Annotated in this window: 23 protein-coding genes, 1 tRNA gene and 1 pseudogene; 17 read left to right on the plus strand and 8 right to left on the minus strand. The window is 41.0% G+C overall.

Annotation, left to right across the window (positions count from 1 at the left end):
* Nucleotides 1-9: 9 nt before the first annotated feature.
* Nucleotides 10-561 (minus strand): 1,2-dihydroxy-3-keto-5-methylthiopentene dioxygenase, encoded by a 552-nt coding sequence (locus tag NSTC745_RS13820; RefSeq protein ID WP_445637652.1) that lies wholly within the window; start codon nt 559-561, stop codon nt 10-12.
* 328 nt (nt 562-889) lie between these two features.
* Between NSTC745_RS13820 and NSTC745_RS13825 the strand changes: the two genes are divergently transcribed.
* The 5 genes from NSTC745_RS13825 (at nt 890) to NSTC745_RS13845 (ending at nt 6,008) form a co-directional block, all read left to right on the plus strand.
* A complete protein-coding gene (locus NSTC745_RS13825) occupies nt 890-1,375 on the plus strand; it encodes a glutathione peroxidase (RefSeq protein WP_445637653.1) in 486 nt (161 codons plus the stop codon).
* 371 nt (nt 1,376-1,746) lie between these two features.
* Complete coding sequence (locus NSTC745_RS13830) at nt 1,747-2,571, plus strand: SDR family oxidoreductase (RefSeq protein ID WP_445637654.1); 825 nt, start codon at nt 1,747-1,749, stop codon at nt 2,569-2,571.
* Between the two features lie 21 nt (nt 2,572-2,592).
* Complete coding sequence (locus NSTC745_RS13835; protein ID WP_445637655.1) at nt 2,593-3,525, plus strand: alpha/beta fold hydrolase; 933 nt, start codon at nt 2,593-2,595, stop codon at nt 3,523-3,525.
* 256 nt (nt 3,526-3,781) lie between these two features.
* Nucleotides 3,782-4,522, plus strand: coding sequence for a redoxin family protein (locus tag NSTC745_RS13840; protein WP_445637656.1), 741 nt, complete (start codon nt 3,782-3,784; stop codon nt 4,520-4,522).
* A gap of 361 nt (nt 4,523-4,883) precedes the next feature.
* Nucleotides 4,884-6,008, plus strand: a complete 1,125-nt coding sequence (locus NSTC745_RS13845; protein ID WP_445637657.1) for a succinylglutamate desuccinylase/aspartoacylase family protein — start codon at nt 4,884-4,886, stop codon at nt 6,006-6,008.
* Nucleotides 6,009-6,055: 47 nt separating this feature from the next.
* On the opposite strand, the gene NSTC745_RS13850 is transcribed toward NSTC745_RS13845, so the two are convergent.
* Entirely contained in the window at nt 6,056-6,862 is an 807-nt protein-coding gene (locus NSTC745_RS13850; protein WP_445638601.1) for a lysostaphin resistance A-like protein, read from the minus strand.
* Between the two features lie 252 nt (nt 6,863-7,114).
* Nucleotides 7,115-7,558 (minus strand): AbrB family transcriptional regulator, encoded by a 444-nt coding sequence (locus NSTC745_RS13855; RefSeq protein ID WP_096534519.1) that lies wholly within the window; start codon nt 7,556-7,558, stop codon nt 7,115-7,117.
* Between the two features lie 1,539 nt (nt 7,559-9,097).
* Here NSTC745_RS13855 and NSTC745_RS13860 point away from each other — a divergent pair.
* Nucleotides 9,098-10,105: a succinate dehydrogenase/fumarate reductase iron-sulfur subunit gene (locus NSTC745_RS13860; RefSeq protein ID WP_445638602.1), complete on the plus strand. Its 1,008-nt coding sequence runs from the start codon at nt 9,098-9,100 to the stop codon at nt 10,103-10,105.
* Nucleotides 10,106-10,234: 129 nt separating this feature from the next.
* On the opposite strand, the gene NSTC745_RS13865 is transcribed toward NSTC745_RS13860, so the two are convergent.
* The 4 genes from NSTC745_RS13865 to psbX form a co-directional block, all read right to left on the minus strand.
* Nucleotides 10,235-10,762, minus strand: a complete 528-nt coding sequence (locus tag NSTC745_RS13865) for a TolB family protein (protein ID WP_445638603.1) — start codon at nt 10,760-10,762, stop codon at nt 10,235-10,237.
* Nucleotides 10,763-10,856: 94 nt separating this feature from the next.
* The gene (locus NSTC745_RS13870) at nt 10,857-11,414 is read right to left on the minus strand and encodes a TolB family protein (RefSeq protein WP_445637658.1); all 558 of its coding nucleotides are present in this window, start codon (nt 11,412-11,414) and stop codon (nt 10,857-10,859) included.
* A 46-nt stretch (nt 11,415-11,460) separates the two neighbouring features.
* A complete protein-coding gene (locus tag NSTC745_RS13875) occupies nt 11,461-12,381 on the minus strand; it encodes a Ycf66 family protein (RefSeq protein ID WP_445637659.1) in 921 nt (306 codons plus the stop codon).
* Between the two features lie 249 nt (nt 12,382-12,630).
* Nucleotides 12,631-12,750 carry a photosystem II reaction center X protein gene (gene psbX, locus NSTC745_RS13880; RefSeq protein WP_099069025.1) on the minus strand — a complete coding sequence of 40 codons (120 nt, stop codon included), beginning with the start codon at nt 12,748-12,750 and terminating at the stop codon, nt 12,631-12,633.
* Nucleotides 12,751-13,010: 260 nt separating this feature from the next.
* On the opposite strand from psbX, the gene NSTC745_RS13885 reads away from it, so the two are divergent.
* Nucleotides 13,011-13,304 carry a YggT family protein gene (locus NSTC745_RS13885; protein WP_445637660.1) on the plus strand — a complete coding sequence of 98 codons (294 nt, stop codon included), beginning with the start codon at nt 13,011-13,013 and terminating at the stop codon, nt 13,302-13,304.
* A 115-nt stretch (nt 13,305-13,419) separates the two neighbouring features.
* Here the strand turns inward: NSTC745_RS13885 and accC are convergent, their stop codons facing one another.
* Nucleotides 13,420-14,763: an acetyl-CoA carboxylase biotin carboxylase subunit gene (gene accC, locus NSTC745_RS13890; RefSeq protein WP_445637661.1), complete on the minus strand. Its 1,344-nt coding sequence runs from the start codon at nt 14,761-14,763 to the stop codon at nt 13,420-13,422.
* Between the two features lie 436 nt (nt 14,764-15,199).
* Between accC and NSTC745_RS13895 the strand changes: the two genes are divergently transcribed.
* The 10 genes and pseudogenes from NSTC745_RS13895 to NSTC745_RS13940 form a co-directional block, all read left to right on the plus strand.
* Nucleotides 15,200-15,280, plus strand: a tRNA-Leu gene (locus NSTC745_RS13895).
* 244 nt (nt 15,281-15,524) lie between these two features.
* A complete protein-coding gene (locus NSTC745_RS13900; protein WP_445637662.1) occupies nt 15,525-16,154 on the plus strand; it encodes a chorismate lyase in 630 nt (209 codons plus the stop codon).
* Between the two features lie 799 nt (nt 16,155-16,953).
* Nucleotides 16,954-18,648 carry a DUF3352 domain-containing protein gene (locus tag NSTC745_RS13905; protein WP_445637663.1) on the plus strand — a complete coding sequence of 565 codons (1,695 nt, stop codon included), beginning with the start codon at nt 16,954-16,956 and terminating at the stop codon, nt 18,646-18,648.
* Between the two features lie 283 nt (nt 18,649-18,931).
* Complete coding sequence (ccsB, locus tag NSTC745_RS13910; RefSeq protein WP_445637664.1) at nt 18,932-20,005, plus strand: c-type cytochrome biogenesis protein CcsB; 1,074 nt, start codon at nt 18,932-18,934, stop codon at nt 20,003-20,005.
* A gap of 200 nt (nt 20,006-20,205) precedes the next feature.
* Entirely contained in the window at nt 20,206-20,514 is a 309-nt protein-coding gene (locus NSTC745_RS13915; RefSeq protein ID WP_096534509.1) for a KGK domain-containing protein, read from the plus strand.
* Nucleotides 20,515-20,670: 156 nt separating this feature from the next.
* Nucleotides 20,671-21,411: a Uma2 family endonuclease gene (locus NSTC745_RS13920; RefSeq protein WP_445637665.1), complete on the plus strand. Its 741-nt coding sequence runs from the start codon at nt 20,671-20,673 to the stop codon at nt 21,409-21,411.
* A 33-nt stretch (nt 21,412-21,444) separates the two neighbouring features.
* Nucleotides 21,445-22,434: a tRNA lysidine(34) synthetase TilS gene (tilS, locus tag NSTC745_RS13925; RefSeq protein WP_445637666.1), complete on the plus strand. Its 990-nt coding sequence runs from the start codon at nt 21,445-21,447 to the stop codon at nt 22,432-22,434.
* A gap of 30 nt (nt 22,435-22,464) precedes the next feature.
* Entirely contained in the window at nt 22,465-22,764 is a 300-nt protein-coding gene (locus NSTC745_RS13930; RefSeq protein WP_445637667.1) for a type II toxin-antitoxin system HigB family toxin, read from the plus strand.
* On the plus strand, nt 22,748-23,149 hold the full coding sequence (locus tag NSTC745_RS13935; RefSeq protein WP_445637668.1) for a helix-turn-helix domain-containing protein: 402 nt from the start codon (nt 22,748-22,750) through the stop codon (nt 23,147-23,149). The genes NSTC745_RS13930 and NSTC745_RS13935 overlap by 17 nt, the downstream gene beginning before the upstream one ends.
* Before the next feature lie 421 nt (nt 23,150-23,570).
* A pseudogene (locus NSTC745_RS13940) lies at nt 23,571-24,092 on the plus strand (DUF2887 domain-containing protein); the annotation flags it as partial.
* Between the last annotated feature and the right edge of the window lie 92 nt (nt 24,093-24,184).

The following is a 24,184-nucleotide window of genomic DNA, read 5'->3' on the forward strand; positions in this document are numbered from 1 at the left end:
CGGCATTTTTCAAGCTACTGCGCGATGAAGGCGAATTTGTTTATTTGTATACTGAGGAACCCAACCTTCAGTGCTGATAAAATAGCGTACCGCTTTAATTCGCCGTACTGGGGTGAGATGAAACCAATGTTCGGTTCCGGCTGGTACGTTGATATACTCTTGTTTTTGGACTGTTAATTCTACCTGGCTACCATCGGGACGCACAAAGCCAAAAATGGCTTCTCCATCAATGACGTAGCGTACCTCATCATCAGCATGGGTGTGGATTTGGTCAAACTTTACCATGAGTTCATCGAGGTTGGGAACTCTCGGATGGAGAACAATCAGATCCCGTGACTGATAGCCTGCTGTTTGTTGCAGTTGGTTAAAATAGCCATCGAGTGCTTTTAGTACCTGTTCTTTTTCATCATCGTTGAGGCTATCTTGTGCCAGCAAATGATGTAACTCTGGATTATCTCCCACAGTCCAGCGGTTGAGTTGAATGTTTAAGGGTGCGAGTTCTTGACCAATATCATTGATATCCGTGAGGATTGTATCATCTTCTAATTTGAGAATCGCCATAGCTCACCTGATATTTCTTAATTTTAGCCAGAGATAATCTTCAGGCAAGGCTTCCTGAGATCGAACTTCTCTGTTGAGTACTTCAGTGTTTAATTAGTAAAATATTGACATTTTGTATTAAAAGCAACGCAGATTTACAAAATTTTTCTTGAAATAGTGGATTAATGGAGCAATTTACTAACAGGTTATCACAACTTTACTCAGAGGCGATCGCTACTTAAGGGATTAGAGACTGGTGACACTTTCACTACTTTTCTCAACCAAACCGAGTTTAAAGTACCTGTAATATGGGAGACTTGGCAATATTCCCTATCAATTGCGATTCCAGATGAGTAACACAATTTCTGATATCGTGGTCAAAACCATCAACGGTGAGGACAAGCAATTAAACGACTACGCAGGAAAAGTACTTTTAATTGTGAATGTGGCTTCCTACTGCGGTTATACATCCCAATACAACGGGTTAGAAGACTTGAGCCAAAAGTACAAAAAGGCTGGATTACGGGTTTTGGGATTCCCCTGTAACGATTTTGGGGCGCAGGAACCCGGAAGCAACGAACAGATTGTGAAATTCTGCACAAGTCAATATGGTGTTACCTTTGAATTATTCGATAAAGTTCATGCCAAAGGCTCAGAGCAGCACCCACTTTACGAGCGACTTACCAAAGCTGTTCAGCCAACGGAGCCTGTTGCTTGGAATTTTGAAAAATTTTTAGTGAATAAACAAGGTGAAGTGGTAGCTCGATTTAAGAGTAGTATTCACCCATCTTCACCGGAGCTAATTAACGCAATTGAAAGTGAATTAGCACAATAGTCATTAGTAACATAGTTTGTATTATTGGCTATTGGCTGTGTTAATTTTAGATTTTAGATTGATTTTTCCCATACTCGATTAGCGTTTGGGATGCTAAGACGCTTTGTAAATAACACAAATCCGAAATTTATAATCTAAAATCTATTGGCTACTGAATTTGGATTGTCAAATTTATTTACGTCCACTTTCTTAATTGAGAATTTTGTTTGTGAGGAGTATTTTAGTTTAATTGTGTCAATAAGTAGACACAATTAAACTAAACTATGTGAAGAATGACAAAGTAGCTTAACATCATTTTTTGTGGTGCTTATAGCATAGCTGCTGGCTCTCTACCCAACGACAAATTTTTACGCAGAACTACTTAACTTGTCATGAATGTTGCAATTATTGGTTGTGGTTATGTAGGTTATAAAATTGCTCAATATTGGCAGCAAAATATGAATTTTGTTGTCACTGCAACCACAACTTCTCCTGAGCGTATTCCCGTCCTACAATCAGTAGCCCAAAGAGTTGTAGTCACTAAAGGTAATGACCTAGATACCCTAAAATCAGTTTTACAAAATCAAGATGTTGTACTTTTGAGTGTTGGTGCAAAAAGCTCTGAGGTTTATGAAGACACTTATCTGCAAACCGCCAATACTTTAGTTTCAGTATTGCGGCAGATCCCCAGTGTAAAGCAATTAATCTACACAGGAAGTTATGCAGTGTATGGCGATCGAAATGGGGTGTGGGTAGACGAAGAAACGCCGCTTGCACCGGCTAATTTAAATGCCCAAATTCTCCGCAAAACAGAGGATGTGTTGTTATCAGCATCTAGCGAAAATTTGCGGGTTTGTATCTTCCGTTTGGGAGGAATTTATGGCACTGGCAGGGAATTGGTGAAGATATTTGGTAGATATTCTGGTACAACTCGTCCCGGCAATGGCGAGGATATTACAAATTGGATTCACCTGGATGATATTGTTGGCGCGATCGAATTTGCCCGTCACCGTCGCTTGGAAGGGATTTATAATTTAGTAGATGATGCACATCTCACCAGTCGAGATTTACTCGATCGCTTATTTGCCAAGCATAATTTACCGCAGGTTATATGGGATACTTCTGTCACCAGTAATCGCCCATATAATGCTTGGGTATCTAATGAAAAGCTCAAAGAAGCTGGATACGAGTTGATTCATCCACAGATGATTTTTTAGCGAGTATTAAAACTAGGAATTATGCAACCATCTGCTGTAGCTAACACAACCGATTTGACAGCATCTCCTAGCCAATTTTACACTTGGCAAAATTATCGTTGTGCTTACGAAGTTCATCAACCAAGTAATACAATACCTGAGGGTATTCCTTTAGTATTAATTCATCCGATTGGTGTGGGTTTATCGCGGCAATTTTGGCGAAGATTTGAAAGCGAATGGTATAATTTAGGGCAGCGGAATTTGATTTACAATCCCGATCTACTAGGATGTGGTGAAAGTGATATGCCTCATGTGGCTTACACTCCTAGTGATTGGGCAGAACAATTGCAATACTTTTTACAAACAGTAGTGCAAAAACCTGTGATTTTAGTGGTACAAGGTGCTTTGCTTCCAGTTGCGATCGAATTAGTTCAAAAGGCATCAAATTTAATCGCTGGACTTGTACTTTCCGGGCCGCCGGCGTGGCCTGTAATTACGAAAAAATCACCCAAATGGCAGCAAAAACTCCTTTGGAATCTGTTAGATTCGCCTTTTGGAAATGCTTTTTATCGTTATGCACGCACGCCAAACTTTTTACGTTCTTTTTCGACTCGTCAACTATTTGCTTCTGATAATGCTGTCGATACAGAGTGGTTAAATACATTGGTTGCAGGTGCCCAAAATCTTGCTAGTCGTCATGCAGTTTTTTCTTTTTTAGCAGGGTTTTGGCGACGAGATTATGGTAGTTTGATTGCTTCCATCCAGCAGCCAACACTAATAGTTTTAGGACAAACAGCATCAAGTATTAGCGAAGAAGGGAAAAAAGAAACTCCAGATGAACGCTTGGTTGACTACTTGGCTCGTTTAGCTGAAGGTCGAGGTATCAAAATAAATGGGCGCAATGTTTTACCATACGAATCAACTACTGAATTTGTAACAGCGATCGCTTCATTTATTAAGAAGAATTCAGAATGAATTGGAGTCTAGTCCATTTGGGTAACGAACATTGGTTGAAAACCTTACACCTTGTGGACAAAACGAAATTCAAATATTCTGACTTGTTAAGGCTTCATTCATTGATGAGTCGAGCCTTCACCCATTCTCAATTCTCAATTGGTGAATTCTCACTACTGGTTTATTAATGAAGTTTTTTAGCTAATTGATAATTAAAGTAGTCTAATAATCTCATCATACGTTATTACTGGTATTGATTACTTCAGAAAGTAGAATTATGTTGCCTAATCGCCGAGGACAAAGAGTTCCAAACGTGACTTTTCGTACACGTAAAGACAACCAATGGGTAGATGTCACAACTGATGAGCTATTTGCAAATAAGACAGTAGTTGTCTTCTCATTACCAGGTGCTTATACCCCGACTTGTTCGTCAACTCACCTCCCTGGTTACAACGAGTTAGCTAAGGTTTTCAAAGAAAATGGTGTCGATGACATTATTTGTATTTCTGTGAATGATGCTTTTGTGATGAACGAATGGGCAAAGGATCAAGAAGCAGAAAATATTACACTAATTCCCGATGGTAATGGTGAATTTACTGAAGGGATGGGAATGCTGGTAGATAAATCCGACTTGGGATTTGGGAAGCGATCGTGGCGTTATTCTATGCTGGTGAGAGATGGTGTCATTAACCAGATGTTTATTGAACCAGACGAACCAGGAGACCCCTTTAAGGTGTCTGATGCTGAAACAATGCTCAGATATATAAACCCCCAAGCAGCCAGACCAGAAATAGTTTCTCTATTTGCAAAAGTGGGTTGTCCCTTCTGCGCTCGTGCTAAGACGATGCTTAAGGAACATGGGATAGATTACGAAGAAATTACCTTAGGTAAGGATATTACCACACGCTCCTTACGAGCGGTTACAGGTGCAACCACAGTTCCGCAAGTATTTATCGATGGTAAATTAATTGGCGGTTCTGAGGCGCTAGAAGCCTATTTCGCAGCCAAAACCAAATAGGTTTAATTGGGTAGCACGGGTGTGCTACCCAAAGTGTATATTTGTACAAATTATTTATACATAGACTTAATCTAAGTTTCGCTTTGATGGGTGATTCGCAACCAATTTGTTGCCATTGCTGCTGTGCTGGTTACTGGGTAATTTGATGTTAGCTTAAGTTGGGGAATTCACGCACAGACGCAGAGGAGCCAGTGCGTTGGGCGGGTTTCCCGACTTGTACCCCTCCGGGGAAGCAAGCTACGCGCAGCGTCTCCGACAGGAGAAGCATCTGGCGTCGCGTGGAGAAAGAGATTGAGTTTTTGGAGTTTTAATTCAGTATAGATACAGTGATAATGTAGTTAAATTATCAGCGAATTATTTTATGCTGCCAGTTATTGAAACTATTCCTTTACGTCAAATGGCTTCGGGCGATCGCCTATACTTACAACTATACAAATTCATCGGCGCTCAACCTGGTAAAAAGGTTTACATTCAATCTAATTTACACGGCGCAGAAATCGCTGGTAATGCCGTTATTCACCAGCTAATTGAGTTTTTATTAACAATAAATGACACACAGTTAACTGGAGAAATTTCGCTTGTTCCCGTTTGTAATCCAATGGGCACAAATGAACGCGCTCAGCATTTTTCTCCTGGGCGTTACTGCGTTTACGAAGCTAAAGACTGGAATCGCATATTTTGGGATTACGAGAAAGAAGCTGATGATTTAGTAGCTTTTACTAAATCTCAACTTCAGGACGATCTAGAGGTCGTTCGACAAAATTATCTAACTATAATTAAGCAAGAATTCGCAAAAATTTTAGAAAAAATTAATTCTCCTAGTGCTGTGCCCTACACTGAGCTTTTTCGCTACAAATTACAAAGTATCAGTTTAGACGCAGATTATTTAATTGATTTGCATAGCTCTAACAATCAGGGTTTAGACTACGTTTATTACTTCCGAAATCGAGAAGAAAGTGCCAAATACTTCCTACTTGATTTGGGAATCTTACTCGATAAATATGATGGCGATGCTTTTGATGAAGCCTTTATTAAACCTTGGTTAGCTCTAGAAGCTTGTTTTCAAGAGTTTGGTAGAGAAATTAAGTTCGATGTGGAAGCCTGGACGTTAGAATTAGGAGCAGGAATGCAAATGAACCCTGATTCAGTTGCTAAAGGTGTACGAGGTGTGAAAAACTATTTAGCACAAAAAGGTGTATTGCAAATTCCCGATTATTCATCTGAAACCAAAACCCATGAAATGAATTTTGTATCCAGCCGCAACAGAAAAAAATATTATGCGATCGCTGGTGGTATGATTCAAGAAAGAATAAAATTAGGTAGCACTGTCAAAGCTGGAGAAAAACTGTATCAAATTCTCAGTTTTAATAAAGAAAATCAGTTACCCACTCTCATTGATGTGTGCGCTCAACAAGATGGATTAGTTTATGATGTTGCAACTAATCAAGCTGTGAATGAAGGTGAATTTGTATTAGGTGTTATTTAAGACAACAGACGCGATAAATCGCCGTCTTTATTATTTCGTACACCTAATTAAAAATATTTAGACAATAACCAAATAATCACTCCAGTTCCCAGCAAACAAATAATTCCTGCCAAACCAGCTAGAGGTTTTTTGTTCTTACCCGTGAACCAGTCAGAGACTTTACCTGTGTAAGTAATGAGTTCTGCTGTATCTATAGTAGCGATCGCCCATACCCATCCAGCGTGCAATCCCCAAGCTAAACCCAAATTACCGCGATCGGCAAACCGCGCCAGCACCAGCACCATTCCCATCAGCCACAATCCAGGGAGTTGAGGTACGGTTTCGCGTTGCTCCCAAACCAGATGTAACACAGCAAAAATCAAGCTAGAAATTATTGCTGCTAACCAAACCGGGTAATCCTGCAATAATTCAGTCAACAAAAAACCGCGAAAAACTAACTCTTCTATCCCACCAACTAACAAGGCGATCGATAAAATCGGTAGCAATATCGGTAGTAATAACTTGATATTCGAATTTTCAAAAGAACACCAACCTAACCCAAATTGCCCACTAAATACAATAGCTAGGCTCAGCACTCCTAAGGCGAAACCGAGTGCTAAAGACTCTACAATTGATAGATTGACAACAAAACCGTAATCTACAAAAGACCTATTCACCAACCAACTAACTCCCCAGAGAACCAGGGGAGCTAATAGGTAAAGTGACACCAACAACGGTATCTTTTGCTCTGGCTGTAAAAATTTTGTAGGTTGCCAATTGAGCAAGATGCCTGATATTGTTACCACTGGTAACCAACACCCTAACCAGCAAATTAGGAATACCATTACTACAACTAGTGCAGGGGCATTTTCCATAAATGCCAGTAAGGCGTTGACCGAAAGCTCAAAAAAATTTGTCAACACAAACAAAAAAACACGATAGACTTCTTGCACTATAGATTTCCTGTTGATTAATCAAGACTCTACCAAACTTACTGACTCCGGCAAGTGGTCTAATCGTATTTTTTACCTCGACAAAATTCTCTCAACAAGGCTACCAGTTAGCTGTCGCGGTAAGGAAAAGTTATCAAGTATTCACCTGAAACTTATCCCTACCACTAGCTTTATTTACTCTTCTTCGTCTAAATCTTCGTCTGATTCGTCGTCAACGTCGTCTATATCTGGTGAGGTTAGTTTTTTATCACTTTCACCAAGTTGAATCAGGTGAATATGCTTGTATCCCAACCTAATTTCAAACTCATCTCCAGGCTTTAAGCCCATTGCTTTGGTATATGTAGCACCAATGACAATTTGACCATTTTGATGGACGCTAACGCGATACGTCGGTTCGCGACCGCGACCATCTTTTGGTGCTTCAGGACTAAGAGGAATTCCCCTAGCTGAGAGCAAAGCGTCATAAAAATCTGTGAGATTGACGCGAACCTGATTATTCTTAGTAACAGTGTAATAGCCACACTGCTTAGCTCTTTCTCGGCGTGGTAAAGTGGAAAGTTCTTTTACTTTAGCAAGTAACGCTTTTCCAGTTAATGGCGCGGTTGCAGTTTCACTCATTATGCTCAATTTTTCCTTACTCTCTCCAAATTGATAAACGATGTAGTTTCATGCCAGTATTTGACTTTTTAGCATTTGCATAAAGCTACTTAGGACTCTAGTGTGACGGGTGAATTCCTGCCGAACAAAGCCAAAAGCACTTCTATTATGGTTGTTTACAACCTATTAGAGGTCATAGTTACCAAAGAGATTAATTTTGGTGATTTTACGGTAGTTTTAACCATTATTCGCCATTAAAAAGGAAACTATTTTCTCTTTTGGCGCTACTGTAGGGGTGTAATTTTCAGCCACCTTTACAAACTGGTAAGGTTCTACTACAAATGTGTCGTAGACCCAATAAATTGCAGGTTTTTCACTTTTAGTACTTGCCTTTCTTACCTTTGAGTTGTAGAGACTTCTCTACTCATACTCAAAAGCTGAGGACAGCATAGTATTTCAATAGAGTCCTATGGGTATACACCCTTTTGTCCCACAAGTAGAGACGCGAATTTTCTTGTCTCTACATTACGAATCAACAAAGCAGTAGTAGCCGCGCTGATGCGGCTATTGATTCTGGTTTTGTTACTTCGTAATTTTATATTAAATACTAGCATGGACTAATAATAGCAAAATACTTGTTTAATTTTGAATTAAAGTTGCTGGTAAATTTTTATTTAAATCACTGGACTTCAGGAAGAAAAACCAGTGACGATTTTTGTAACCCTTGATTGCAAGCACGAGCATTGTCCTATGGATTTTATAAAAATTTATCTAATTGAGACGAGCAGTTTTGACCAATGAGTGAAATCCAAGATTTTTTGATTCAGAGGAAGCAAAAAGCAAAAACTCTCGCCTATCTAGGTTTCCCGGTACAAGAACTTTTATTTAAAAGTCTTAAAAATTTTTTCTCGGTTTATTACCGTCAAGTAAAAAGTGGTCAGAGGATTCTGCACGTCTGTCTATGGGAAGAATAAATCTCTTAACATATGCTTAGCCCTCAATTTTTACCAGCATAATGTTGAGCGTGTGCTTTCACACTTCTATATAATCAAAAGATTCGGTCTTTGCCACTGCTTAACGGATTTTAATAGCCAGTTGCTCTGATACAACTTGACATACATTTAATTGGATATTATCGCTAGGTAGAAGATCGACAACAGTCACTCTTGAGGTAAACCACTTTTGCTTGGCACTTCCAAACAGATAAATTAAATCCAAAGCTGGAATGACAATTTTGGTGTTATAGGTCAAAACTGGGCGCAAATCTGTTCTACAGCAATCCTATTTGACTTATAAACTACTCATACAGGCAGCGAATAGGGAGTAGGGAATAGCGAGTAGATTTGTTTACAACTCATTTAGTAGTGCTGTATGGCAGTGCTACAAGTAAAAGTTTAATCGTTATCCTTAAACTAGAATCAGTTGCTCTTTTATCGTCAGCTTATTAACATCAGGCTTAAAATTCAGGGTAAAAAGAATATGGCTTACTTTTAGCGACTCCTGCCTTGACTGATGATTTTTAAGGCTGGTGAAGCAATTTTAAACTTTTGGTTAGCAGCAATGGAAGTTATTTTTAAGGTAATTCGACAGCAGCAAAATTCCTCACCTGTTGTGCAAACCTATATCGTAGAGGCTCAACCAGGTAATACAATCCTTGATTGCCTCAATCATATTAAGTGGGAGCAAGATGGAACTTTAGCATTTCGTAAAAATTGCCGCAATACTATTTGTGGTAGCTGTTCTATGCGAATCAATGGGCGTTCGGCTTTAGCTTGTAAGGAAAATGTTGGCAGTGAACTCGCCAGATTACAACAAATAGCATCATCCGAAAGCAAAGTAAATGCTACTCCTGAAATCACCATCGCCCCTCTCGGCAATATGCCTGTGATTAAGGATTTGGTTGTAGATATGAGTAGTTTCTGGAACAATCTAGAAGCAGTTGCTCCTTATGTGAGTACAGCAGCACGACAAGTACCAGAAAGAGAATTTTTGCAAACACCCGAAGAGCGATCGCGCCTCGATAAAACTGGTAACTGTATTATGTGCGGTGCTTGTTACTCTGAGTGCAATGCCCGCGAAATTAATCCAGATTTTGTCGGCCCTCATGCCCTCGCCAAAGCTTACCGCATGGTAGCAGACTCACGAGATAGCGACACCGAAAATCGTTTAGCAAATTACAACGAAGGTACTAAAGGTGTGTGGGGTTGTACCCGTTGTTTGTACTGCGATAGTGTTTGCCCAATGGAAGTTGCACCGCTAGAACAAATCACCAAAATTAAACAAGAAATTCTCACCGATAAACAAGCCACTGACAGTCGTTCAATTCGCCACCGCAGAGTATTAATCGATTTAGTCAAACAAGGCGGTTGGATTGACGAACGTCAATTTGGTTTACAAGTAGTCGGTAATTATTTTCGCGACCTCAGAGGACTACTCAGCCTCGCACCTTTAGGATTGCGGATGTTATCTAGAGGGAAATTCCCCTTATCATTTGAAGCTTCTGAGGGGACAGAACAAGTGCGATCGCTCATTGAATCTGTACAGGAAGAAGAGGGAGTGGGGAGATAGGGAGATGGGGAGATGGGGAGATGAGGAAGTTTGGGGAGTGTGGGGGGGAAATAGAATTTATGCTTCCCCCTGTTTCCCTTCCCTTCTTGCCACACCTCCCTACCTCCCCACCTCCCCACCTCCCCATCTCTAACGCGGTTCCTGGGGTATATTCAACGGTCGTCCATAACGGTCGTATACTAAAACATCCCACTGACCGTTATTACTAGACTCAAAAGCAATGCGATTGCCATCAGCGCTAATTGTGGGGTTGCGGACTTCGGCTAGTAAGTTAGAAGTTAAATTCCGTGATTGGCGCGTTTCTCGGTCGTAGAGAAAAATAGCCGATCGCCCTTGGCGACTAGCTGCAAACACAATAAAACGACCATCTTGGGAAACGCTAGGATGATTGGCGATCGCATCAAACGAATTTAAACCTGGTAAATCAACCAAATCGCGAGTTAGCGTATCAAACATATAAACATCTTGGCTACCCCGGCGATCGGTAACAAAAACAATATATCTTCCAGAGATTTGCGGATCTAATTCTGAAGCGAAACTATTAAGACCGCGCCCCCCTGGATCGAAGGGATAGCTCAAAATCCGAGGGTAACCAAAACACCCAGTTGATAAACTTAAGAATATAAATACAGGGATAAAAAGGATACGTTTGATCATAATTGTCATTAGTCATTTGTCATTAGTCATTTGTCAAGAGTTTCGTAACTCCTAACTCCTAACTCTTAACTCCTAACTCCTAACTCCCCATACCCTACGGAGGCGTTACAGTTGCACCATTAGGAATATCTAACTCTACATTCGGCCCGCGATCGAGAACTTCAATATCCCACTGACCGCGGCTGGCGCTTTCAAAGACAACATAACGCCCATCTGGGCTAATATTGGGCTTTCTGACCCAACCGCGATAGATTGGGGTGAGGATTTGCGACTGTTGGACGGCGCGATCGTAAAGTGCTACTACTGGTCTACCTTGGTCGCTAGTAATATAAGCGATGTAACGCCCGGTGTAGCTCAAGCTAGGACTTTCAGCAATGGTTTCCTGTCGGTTTATCCCTGGTGTAGAAATAAAGATTTGCCTTTCCAAATCGTACACCAGTAGCTGCTGATTGCCATTGCGATTTGATACAAACGCTAAAAAGCGCCCATTTCCACTCAAAGCAGGTTGCTCCTCGGTGTAGCGACTGTTGAGGGAAGTAGGCCCTATGGGAATATCGTTAGAACCACAAGATACAAGCAAACTTGTAAAACCAAAAACCAGGCTCCAATGAATTGGTCTTTGGAGCCAGAATCTAGGCGTCAATTTTTTCACCTCAAGTGTTTTCCATTGCCCCTAAATCTACCTCACACCAGTTATTTTAAACATCGTCATCAAAATCCGTTGAATTATTTGGCCCTTCATTAGGCTTTTCAATCGGATTGTATGGTACATATTCAGTTGGGATCGCATCATCATCTTCGCGGGGTCTTCGAGGAGCCGAGTCGGTGGCTGGACGACGCCTTCTTGGTCTGGGAGCAACATCATCTTCGCGGCTTTCTGTTCGCCCAGGCGCGTTATTACCGCGGCGAGAAGGTTTTCTCACTTCATCACCAGAACTTTCCCAATCATCAACTTCTCTAGATGAAGAACCCCAATTTTCATCTTCAAAGCTTTGAGAAGGACGACTCACTGGACGCCCAGAACTACGCCGACGCGTTCTATCGCTTGGATTTTGCCTTTCATTATTGTTGGTGCTGCGACGTTCTGAACGACGGGGGGGTTGATCTTCGTAATAGTCATCACGAGTTGAAATTTCATCTCTGCTACCGCGAATTCGAGGACGCACGGGGCGTTCTTCCTCCTCTTCATAAGGCAGAGGCTCTAAGTCTGCATCCATCTGAGCTTCATAGTTCTTGCGATTGCGCCTGTACTGATAATTTCCGCTTACCTCTCGCTCGTCATCAACAATGGGAGTGTTGCGCTTCGCTTGCTGGGTGGCTATACTTCGTAGTCGAATACTTTCAACTGCAAAAAACACAGTTGTGCCGACTAAAAGTAACTGACCAAATTGGAGAATCGGGTCTAGTCGCCATCCTTGGAAGATGAGAATAAAGCCGCACAACAATCCGACTGCTGCAAAAAAGATATCTTGATCTCGTGACAGTTCCGGGCGGACAGTGCGGAGAAAATACAGTGCTGCCCCAGCCACAGCCAGGAAAATTCCTAGAATACTGGCTGAGTTCGCCCCAAAATTTACCTGAGCCAGAACACTGGCTGAGTTCAGCCCAAAATTTATCATTGCTGTTTTCCCAATATCAAATCTATGTTAGCGAGTCACAATTAAAATCACTACTCTAATTAGTCATCATAATATTGAAGCTTCAAAGCTTCTGACTAAGAAGCTCTGAAGCTGTTCAGCGAAAAGTAAAAAAATGTTTTTCTCAGCTACAAATGCCCCAACGGCAAAAACTGATGCTTTTGGTGCAATGATTGAAGTAAATAGCTGAGAAATAATCCTTTGTGAGAGTCTATTCGACAATCCGAAGGATTATGAACGCTGGATTTTATCTTTTTGGCTAATGAAAATCAGAGCGCCTGTAACGGGGATCACAACAATTGCAGCACCCCAAAAGAGACTCCAAAGAAAATTTGCTAAAGCGGGCGTCATACTTCTCAACCTTTTTTTACACACTTCATAACTAATTTTAATAGTGTAGTACTTTCTTGAGAAGCCTTTGGGTGGGAACTGGCAAACTAGATCGTTGCACTTTCTCAAGCAGTGCTTAGTAAATTCAATGCCCAGTTCCTCTGTATTGAAATAAAATTGTAATGAGAGTACTTTACAAAGCTTCAAATTTGCTGGCGTTAGCGAAGCGCGGCTTGCCGTTCGCCCAAGTGTTTCTTATTCACAGATAGTTGCTGAAACCGATGACTGGTGTTGACCTGACTGCTTGGATTCTCGGCCCGGTGCTAGGGCTGATGACATTTTTATTTATATTTCGCATTATTCTCACTTGGTATCCCCAAGTGAATCTGAATCGTTTGCCCTTTAATTTAATAGCTTGGCCCACCGAACCATTTTTAATCCCTTTACGAAAACTCGTGCCACCCATCGGCGGAGTGGACATTACCCCCATTATTTGGGTTGGTATTTTTAGCCTGGTGCGAGAAATTCTTTTAGGCCAGCAAGGATTATTAACTATGCTGGCTCATGTAAATTAGGTATGGGTATGGGGAATTGGGCATGGGGCATGGGGCAAAGGGCATAGCGCAAGGGGCAAAGAAAGATCCCTCCTTTTCCCTTTTCCCTTTCCCCTTTCCCCAAGGCGTTGCCAGCCTACCCGTTCATCTCCTGCACAAAATTTGTATACACATTACCTTGTAAAAACTGTGGAGTTTCCATAATTTTTTGGTGAAACCCGATAGTAGTAGGTAATCCGGTAATGGCACATTCCCGTAGTGCGCGTTTCATGCGGTTAATAGCAGTAGGGCGATCTGGCCCCCAAACAATTAACTTACCAATCAAGGAATCGTAATAAGGGGGAATTTGGTAATCTGTGTAGACGTGGGAATCAATGCGAACACCAGGGCCTCCAGGGGGCAGATAGCCGCTAATTCGTCCTGGAGATGGGCGAAAATCGCGATCGGGATCTTCAGCGTTAATCCGACATTCGATCGCATGACCGCGTAAAACTACTTGGTCTTGGGTAAGCTTTAATCTTTCCCCTTGAGCAACCCGGATTTGTTCGGCAACCAAGTCTACTCCAGTAATCATCTCTGTTACTGGATGTTCTACTTGAATTCGGGTGTTCATTTCCATAAAGTAGAATTTACCGAATCTATCCAAGAGAAACTCGATAGTGCCCGCCCCAGTGTAGTTAATGAATTGGGCAGCCTTGACAGCAGCTTGTCCCATTTTCTCCCGCAGGTCTGAATCAAGAGCCGGACTAGGAGCCTCCTCTAATAACTTTTGATTCCGGCGCTGAATTGAGCAATCTCGTTCGCCTAAGTGGATAACATTGCCGTAGTTATCTGCCAAAATTTGAAATTCAATGTGCCGAGGACGTTCAATAAATTTTTCTATGTAAACGCCAGAATTACCAAAAGCTGCTCCTGCTTCCCCTTGGGCTGCTAGAAAAAGTTTGACAAATTCGTCTTCAGAATGCACCAAACGCATACCCCGGCCGCCACCACCTGCTGTGGCTTTAATCATCACTGGATAGCCGATATCCTTAGCGAATTGTAATCCTTCTTCCTCGGATTCTACCAACCCATTACTACCCGGTACTGTCGGAACTCCAGCTTTTTGCATGGTTTCTTTGGCAGTAGATTTATCCCCCATCTGCCTGATAGCTTCAGGAGTTGGGCCGATAAAAGCAATGTCATGGGCAGCACAGATTTCTGCAAATTTGGCGTTTTCCGCCAAAAACCCATAACCTGGATGAATAGCAGTGGCATTGCGAGTCAATGCAGCAGCAATGATATTGGGAATATTCAAATAACTCTTACTGCTAGCAGGTTCGCCAATGCAAACCGCTTCATCAGCAAGTTGAACGTGGAGAGCATTACGGTCAACACTGGAGTGAACCGCAACTGTCGCAATTCCCATTTCTTCACAGGCGCGGAGAATGCGAAGGGCGATTTCTCCCCGATTGGCAATTAATATTTTGTCAAACTTCATTTTGGAGTTTCGATATTAGTACCAGTAGATTGACATTTTCTCCCATCTGATTTGCAACAACGCTTTCGCGTTATTTCAAATTATGACAGGAGATTCCCAACCTTCATCTTCACCAAAGTCAAGAATTGGGCTTGCTGCCTCTACGGGGCTTAACTAGATTAACAACATTGCTGTTGCTAATCTTGCCAGTTTCCCGAATTAGTTTTTCCCTCAAAAGGCGTCACCTTTTAAACGACAGCTTTTGTCCCCCATTGTGCCTCTTACAGTAGCTCTAACCCTTTTAATATCACTTGTGCATCGGCTATATTTCTGTCAGTCTGATACCGCCTTGAGGAAATTTATAAAACCGTACACTTAAATTTTTTCCAACTGAAACCGAGAACTCACCTTACTATAATTATTTTCTTATGCTATAGTCTATATTTAGACAACCTGCGCGGATGTGGCGGAATTGGTATACGCGCACGCTTGAGGTGCGTGTGGCTTTGCCTTGCGAGTTCGAGTCTCGCCATCCGCATTTTTAGTTTATTCATCAAGGGTCAATAGTCAAAGGGTCGAAACACCTGAGACTGTTGACCCTTAAATCTAGGTGGGTATGGGGAGATGGGGAGCAGGGGAGCAGAGGAGCAGAGGAGAATAATAACTCGAAACTCCCAACTCCCAACTCCTAACTCTTAATTCCCAATGACTAATGACAAATGACTAATGACTCTATGATTTTTTATGCTTTTATAGAGATAGGTGAAGTTTTGTAAAAAACATTGACTATTACTTTTACGCCAACGAACAACTTAACACTGCCAGCGGGTTGGCATCGCCTGACTCCAATTTGGCAAGGAGGGGAGGAAGTAATTCAAAAAAGTTTGCCTCACACTCAGCTTGCACCAGCTTGGCAGCTACTACTTTTAGGGGACGGTTCACCAACGCGTCACTTAGAATTGCTCACAGGTGAGCCTACAGAAGTAGATGTCATTGATATGTCATTAATTGGTATGGACTTGGATAATGCGCCTGACTTAATCCAAGCTGTGCCAGGGCCGCGACTACGGCGACAAGTGTGGCTGCGTACTGCTTCTGGTCAGCGATTAGCCTATGCGACTTCGTGGTGGGAAGCCAGCCATGTAGATGAGTATTTGCAAAATCGCTCATTACCAATTTGGGCTAGTTTGGCTCGTCTCCGCACAGAGTTGTATCGGGATGTGCGAGGGATTTATTACGGTTACTCTCCAGCGCTACAGTCAGGTTTTAACGTAAACGGGCCTTTTTGGGGCCGCCACTACCTGTTTTGGCATCATGGACAGCCGCTTACCTTAATTTATGAAGTTTTTTCGCCTTATTTAACGAAATATTTGGGACCTATGCAGTTAAGCGCTGTGAATGCTGAGGTATAGCGACGAAAAAGCGAGGATTTGGGCAAGTTGTAGTAGAAACGCAGAATTTTGTGTCTCTACTCAAATATTGCCAATTCGGAGATTACTTAACCCCAAAAGCATGATTAATTTTTAATTATTTAATTTTTGATTTCAAAAAATTCGCAGTTAGTTCTCAGCAGAAATAACAATTTTTAGCTTCAAATAATACAGGTTGACGAAAATTATAATTACAAAATATATTTGGATTCCTTTATTGGCAACCAATACAAAATAATAAATACTGAATTATTCTAGGTTATATAAAGTCAATATAAAAGATAACAGTTCTGTAAATATAAGGAAGTGTAAGTTACTAATTACTTGCAGCTTTGCCAACTTAGTTATATCCTCGAAGTGCCTGAAATAAGGAATTGAACTATCGATGACTTTCCGTAGAGGCATCCTTTTAAAGGAAGCGTTCTGCGAAATTCAGCAAAGCGTGTTAAAAAAGGTAACTAACCACTAAAACAGCGCTTTTGAAACAGCAGGAAAATAAAATTGATTACGGAAATACGATCTATGTCTAGGGTGGAAAAATTTATCTACTTAGCTGCCCTAAATAACGAGAAACTTTTTGGTTGACCGTACCGATTTCGATTTTAGATTTTCAAATTTTAGATTATTTCGGTTCGTGCCCCGCCCTCGCGTGGGGAACAAATCCAAAATCAGTCTTGGAAAGTTAAGATCTGAACTTTCCGGAAAATCTTAAAATTCAAAATTGATTGACTGAACCAATCACGCAAGTAATGAGTTTGCAAGTATGAGGTATTAGGTTTCAATGGCACCGCCTCTTGTGTCTGTTCCCATGAAGAAAAAGAAGAAGCCGTCTCTGGTGCTGACGCTATCGTCTGCTGGGTTATTAATTGCTGCGGGAAGTGCAGCATATTGGTTGCAAAGGCAATCATCTTGGAACGATTTGCTAGTAGGTGCAAATATTATTCCTGGTGATGCTCTGTTTGCGGTTTCCTTAACAACAGATCCCCAGCAATGGCAGAAATTACGGGAGTTTGGGACAAAGGAAACCCAAGCAGAACTAGATAAAAATTTAGTACAGTTGCGCGATCGCTTTCTAACTAATAATGGTTATGACTTCCAGAAAGATATTGCTCCTTGGGTAGGCAATAACGTTACAATTGCGATTCTCGCACCAAAAACAACGAATAAATCTGTACCCAAACCAGTTACCACCAATGAAGATGTAACTGCGGATCAGCAGTCGATGGTAATGGTATTGCCAGTAAAAAACCTAGAAATAGCAAAAACCATCTTCGCACAACCTAAAACTCTCAAACAAGGCAAATGGGTTGAGCGTACTTATCAAGGAATTGCCATCAAACAAAATCAGGGACTCTCAGGAGAAAACTTTTCCGCAGCATTGCTAGATGGGCGTTTTTTAGTGATAACTGATAGCCCCAAATCTACAGAAAGAACGATTGATGCCTACAAAAGTCAAACATCCCTAGCCACAACAGGGGGCTTTGCGGAGAATTTCCCGAAAATCGCCAATAAACAACCCTTTGCCCAGTTTTATGTCAATGTACCAACAGCAGCCAAAATAGCCGCTGCTTCTCCAAACCGTCCTTTACCGACTCAAGTTTTAGCTCAACTGCAAAATAACCAAGGTTTAGCGGCGACAATGACCTTAGAGCCAGAAGGAATCCGCTTAAAAGGCGTTTCTTGGCTCAATCCTAATAGTCAACGCGTGCTAGCGGTGGAAAACAAAGCTGGGAAAATGCAAAGTCGCCTACCAGCAGAAACCTTAATGATGCTCTCTGGCGGAAACTTACAGCGGTTGTGGGGAGAATACGTTTTAACATCTCAGGGAAATCCTCTTTCACCGATCGCACCAGAACAACTACGAAGTGGTGTAAAATCTCTTACCGATCTCGATTTAGATAAAGATTTACTCAGTTGGATGAAAGGCGAGTTTTCGTTATCAATAATTCCTAATACACCAAAAGAAGGTTCACCAGATAATTTCCGTGCGGGTTTGCTGTTCATGGTACAGACAAGCGATCGCAAATCAGCCCAAGCAGCTATCAGCCAGCTTGATGAAGTGATGACAAATCAATACCAGTTTCAAGTCCAACCGGGGAAAGTTGCAGGTCAACCCGTTGTTAACTGGGTATCACCTTATGGTACTTTAACCGCCACTCACGGCTGGTTAGATGGAGATGTAGCTTTCTTCGTAATGGGCGCTCCCATCACTGATAAAATACTTCCCAAACCCAACATTCCGCTAGCTAGTTCTCTTTCCTTCGTGCAAACAGTTTCCACAGAACCCAATCCAACAAATAGTCAATTTTTCCTGGATGTGGAACGAACTGCGAAAAATTTTCCCTTACCAACTCTGATCCCCAATCAACAAACTTTGCTGGATGCAACGCGCTCAATTGGTATGACATCTGCTGTCAGCGACAGTCGTAGTAATCTTTATGACATTTTTATAGCACTCAAAAAAGTTACTAGATAGGCCAAACAGGGCAAACAGGGTATGGGAAAAGGGAAAGGGGTAAGGGGAAAAGGGGAAAGATTAGATTTATTCCTTTTCCCTTTTCCCTTTTCCCTTTAACCTTTAACCTTTTCCCTTTTCCCTTTTCCCTTTAACCTTTAACCTTTTCCCTTTTCCCTTTTCCCTTTAACCTTTAACCTTTTCCCTTGTCTTTCCCATTTCCCATTTCCCATTCCCCTCTAATGCAGATAGGATCGGAACAGTCAGAATCGATATTTTAAAGAATCCACGGAGAGAAGACTTTATGAATCTGGTTGTACTCCAGAACTGGCTGGACAATGCTTCCTTTGCCGTATTATTCCTGACAATGCTGGTGTATTGGGGAGGAGCGGCTTTTCCGAATCTGCCTTATCTAGCCGCTTTGGGGACAGCTGGGATGGCGATCGCTAATTTGTGTATAGCTACACTGTTAGGGGCACGATGGATAGAAGCGGGTTATTTTCCCCTCAGCAATTTGTATGAATCTTTGTTTTTCTTAACTTGGGGAATTACTACAGTTCATCTGATTGCTGAAAACAGCAGCCGTAGCCGCTTAGTTGGAGTTGCGACAGCTCCGGTGGCAATGGCGATCGTGGCTTTTGCGACGATGACGCTACCATCTCAGATGCAAATGTCAGAGCCTTTAGTACCTGCTTTGAAATCAAATTGGCTGATGATGCATGTCAGCGTCATGATGCTGAGTTATTCTGCTTTGATGGTAGGTTCGCTATTGGCGATCGCTTTTCTAATTGTCACTCGCGGTCAAAACATTCAACTACAAGGCAGTTCTGTTGGTACTGGTGGCTATCGCAGCAACGGCTACCGCTTGCACAAAGCAGGTGAACTGACTTCTGAATCATCAGCACCTCCTGTGGAAAATAACGGCTATGCTCGTTTTGAAAGTACTAGCAATGGCAACGGTAACGCTAACACCGCTGTTTTGGGTTTAGTCACAACAACCCCAATCGCAAATCCCAAATCCGAAATCCCAAATTCCGAACCTCTTTCACCCCAACGCCTTAGCCTCGCCGAAACCCTCGACAACATCAGCTATCGCATTATCGGGCTAGGATTTCCCCTGCTGACAATTGGCATTATTGCCGGTGGCGTTTGGGCTAATGAAGCCTGGGGTTCTTATTGGAGTTGGGACCCCAAAGAAACTTGGGCACTAATCACCTGGTTAGTGTTCGCCGCCTACCTCCACGCCAGAATTACCCGCGGTTGGCAAGGCCGTCGCCCTGCAATTTTAGCCGCAACTGGCTTTGTTGTTGTCTGGGTTTGCTATCTCGGTGTAAATCTTTTGGGTAAAGGTTTGCATTCTTACGGTTGGTTTTTCTAAAAAAACTCACCAAAATATAGCAATCTTATTTCAGTTGTCAAAAATATCAGTGATGACTGTTGGCTGTTGACTGTTAACAGTTGACAGTCAACACTTATCAAGAAAAGTAGATTACGCCGCCAAATCTACAAAATCATCATTTTATTTCGGATGCGCTGCTAAATCTTTGGAAAAGATAGATTTAGTGACAGGAGATTTTTATGATAGATGGATTTGAGAGACTAAATCACGATGAAGTTGTGTCCATAGAACCAGACACTTTTAATAAGTTAGACATTGCTAAAACTTTTAAAGTTCGCGATTTGATTACAGCAATTAAGGATTATATTGGGGCAGAAAATACAAATGAAGCTGATTTGTATACTCAAGGTTTAAATTGTGAAGTTTTACAATTTAGCACTCAGGGATGGAAAAAAGGAAAGGTTAGACTTGCTTTAGAATTTTGCCCTGAAGGTTCTGAATCACCACTTGATGAAATTTTTCAAAAGCTTAAACAAGTAGAAAATTAAATAAATACCCAATAATCAAAAGATTACCGACTTATTTAATAAGTCGGTAATCTGAGTTTTTCCATGTTTGCAAATAAATTAAGATGTGTTGAATTGCTATCAAAATTTATTTGTAAAATAAAGATGTACTCATAACTCAGTAACGGTAAATCAATCATGCTAAATTACGATCCATTAGCTTGTTTGCCCTCATCTGAGGAACTGCCAGACTCTGACGATACGCCAGTGGATAATGAATTACAAGATTTAATTCCAGGTTTACTCAAAGCAATACTAGCAATAGCTTGGGCAGAGCGCATGGATTGGTTTTTTGGCGTAGATATGGGTATTTATTATGACCCAGATTTGCCCGCAATAGTCCCAGATGGATTTTTGAGCTTGGGCGTTGAGCGATTTTATGATGAAAATCTGCGTCCGAGTTACGTGCTTTGGGAAGAAAAGATACTGCCAATATTAGTGTTAGAGGTGGTATCTCAAACATACCGTGGTGAGTACTCGACCAAAAAAGCAGAGTACGCAAAATTGGGAATTTTGTATTATGTAGTTTACAACCCATTTCGTCGCCGCAAACCACGTTTAGAAGTTTACAAATTAGTTAATAATACTTATGAATTACATAATGGTAATCCAGTTTGGTTGCCAGAAATAGGTTTAGGAATTGGCATCGAACGAGGAATTTATCTAGGCATACCACGGGAGTGGATGTATTGGTATAGTCAACAAGGACAAAGGTTTTTAACACCAGAAGAAGATAGAAAACTTGCTCTACAAGAAGCTCAGCAAGCAAAACAACAAGCGCAGCAAGCAGAACAAGAAGCTCAACAAGCAAAACAACAAGCCCAGTTATTACGAGAACGGTTGCGATCGCTCGGCATAGATCCCGATTCTCTCACCTAAATTGCTGTAATTACGAATTACGAATTAGTACGAATGGTATGGACTCCTCTACATGCAAAAATACATCGCACTTTGCGATCGCGCCATTTATTTGAGCGTCAGCAAAGGCTATTAGTCGCTGTTTCCGGCGGACAAGATTCTCTGTGTTTAATTAAATTACTGTTAGATTTACAACCAAAATGGGGATGGCATTTAAGTATTGCTCACTGCGATCATCGCTGGCGTTCTGACTCCCAAGCTAATGCTAATCATGTAGAAAACTTAGCTAAAAGTTGGGGTATTTCCTTTTATTTAGAAACAGCAAACGAACCTATAAATAGTGAAGCTGCTGCACGGGATTGGCGCTATCAAGCTTTAAGTGCGATCGCCCAAGCAAATAATTATCAATATATTGTTACAGGACACACGAAAAGCGATCGCGCCGAAACCCTCCTTTACAATTTAATTCGCGGTACTGGTGCTGATGGCTTGCAAGCCTTGACTTGGCAACGTCTCCTAACTACAGGCATTATGCTAGTGCGCCCACTTTTAGAAATTACTCGCACGCAAACACAACAATTTTGCCAAGATTTTCAATTACCAGTTTGGGAAGATTACACTAACGAAGATTTAAAATACGCTCGCAACCGTATCCGCCAAGAATTAATACCATATTTGCAGCAAAATTTCAATCCTCAAGTAGAATCAGCCTTAGCCCAAACAGCAGAACTTCTACAAGCAGAAGTGGAATATTTGGAAAAAGCTGCTCAAAAATTGCGGGAAGAGGCGATGGGATGGAGCATGGGGCATGAAGAAGATTCCGTTAACTTACGTTTAAATCGTCGGGTGTTGCAGAAAGCACCATTGGCGCTGCAACGTCGCGTGATGCGTCAGGTATTGCAGCAAATATTGGCTGATGCTCCTAGTTTTGAGCATATTGAAAAATTAACGGCTTTGATTACAGCACCAAATCGATCGCAAACCGATCCTTTTCCTGGAGGGGCGATCGCTCAAGTACAAGGCGATTGGATCTGTTTGAAATAGTTATTTCAAGTCTTTTTGTTATCAGGGACGATGCACATTATTAGTTTTAGAATCTTAAGAGAATATGCAGAAAATCATGCAGATTCTCAGGAAGTATTAAGCAATTGGTATAAGATTACTACTAAAGCTAAATGGTCAAATTTAGTTGAAGTACAGCAGGTTTTTCCTAAAGCTGAAGCTGTTGGCAATTTTACAGTTTTCAATATTAAAGAAAATAAATATCGTTTGATTGTCAGTATAGATTATAAAGGGCAGTTAATTTATATTAAGTATATTTTCACTCCTGGAAAATATGATAAGGAGAACTGGAAAAATGACCCTTACTTTTAATTTTGATAAATATAGAGAATTATTAATAGCTTATCTTCCCAAGCTGATAAAAACTGAAGCTGAAAATGCTCAAGCTTTAAAGCTTGTAGAAGATTTAATGCACCAGAAACTTACTCCAGAAGAAGACGAACTGTATCAGTTATTAATTACTTTAATTGAAAAGTTTGAACAAGAATATTATCAGCCAAGCCAGCAGAATAATTCTGTATCTATGTTGTTATTTATTTTAGAAGAATCTGAGAGAAGTAGAGATGATTTAGTAGCAGTTTTAGGGACAGAAGAGTTGGTTGATAATATTTTAAATGGACAAAAGAAGATAAATACAGAACAAGCGCGTAAGCTGGGAGAATTTTTCCATGTAGAACCTAGTTTATTTATGGAGTAATAACTAAGCCCGTAATTATACTAATTCTCTATTTAAAACTCCATCATAGTTTGTACATTGATATCTTCGGGCATTAAGTTCCTGGTATTCTTTGAGCCAACTCAAGTAGATCCACAAGAGCGATCGCGCTGCTTCTACCTTGCCATATCGAGGATAGAAAAAGAAATTATAAATGATATTTTAATTGATGAAATTTCCCCTCAATTAACAACTTCATGTGTGGCTTCTTATATAGATAATCTTAGAGAAGGAAATTTAACACTAATAGAATCCCAAGTTTCAGAATTTCTAAGTGAGTGTAAGAGCTTAAATATAAAAAGTTCTAAACTGGAACTGCTAAAGAATGAGTGGAATATTTATTGAAGAAAATATAAAAAATTAGTAATATACCCACAGCGTTAACCTTAAGACTAAAGTCTGATATTGTGTGGTAATTTTTCGATCGCGCAGTTTGGAACCAAGCGATACAAGAACTCATCGAATATTTTTGAATAGTGACCAAGTGCAGCACATTTATTTGGATGAGTTAGGCACTTTCAATACTCTGCCAATAGGCATCAATTTAATGCAGTTGACAATCGCCTCAGAGAAAGCGATCGCACAACAAGCAAAGCAATTAATTCAGCGGGTACAATTAGAGTCAACAGACGGACTGCCGAAAAACGAAATCATAGATATTATTACTACAATCGCTGTTTATAAGTTTTCGACCTTGAGTAGAGAGGAAGTAGAAGCTATGCTGGGATTGACTTTACAGGAAACAAGAGTTTACTAAGAAGCGAAAGTTGAGGGTCGAGAAGAAGATCGAGAAGAACGGGAAGCTGAAATACTGAAAGTTACCGTCCCCCTGTTACTAAAAACAGGGATGAGTGTAGAAGAGATTGCTCAACAACTCAATGTTGATGTAGCAGCTGTCAGGCTTGCTGCACAGCAGAATGCCTAGTCACTCGCCTTGAACTAAAGTTCAAGGCTAATAGCTAAAGTTATTCTTAGGAATTTCCAAATAAAAAAATCTCTCACTGTTCAGCGTCAACC

The organism is Nostoc sp. DSM 114161 (assembly GCF_052692665.1).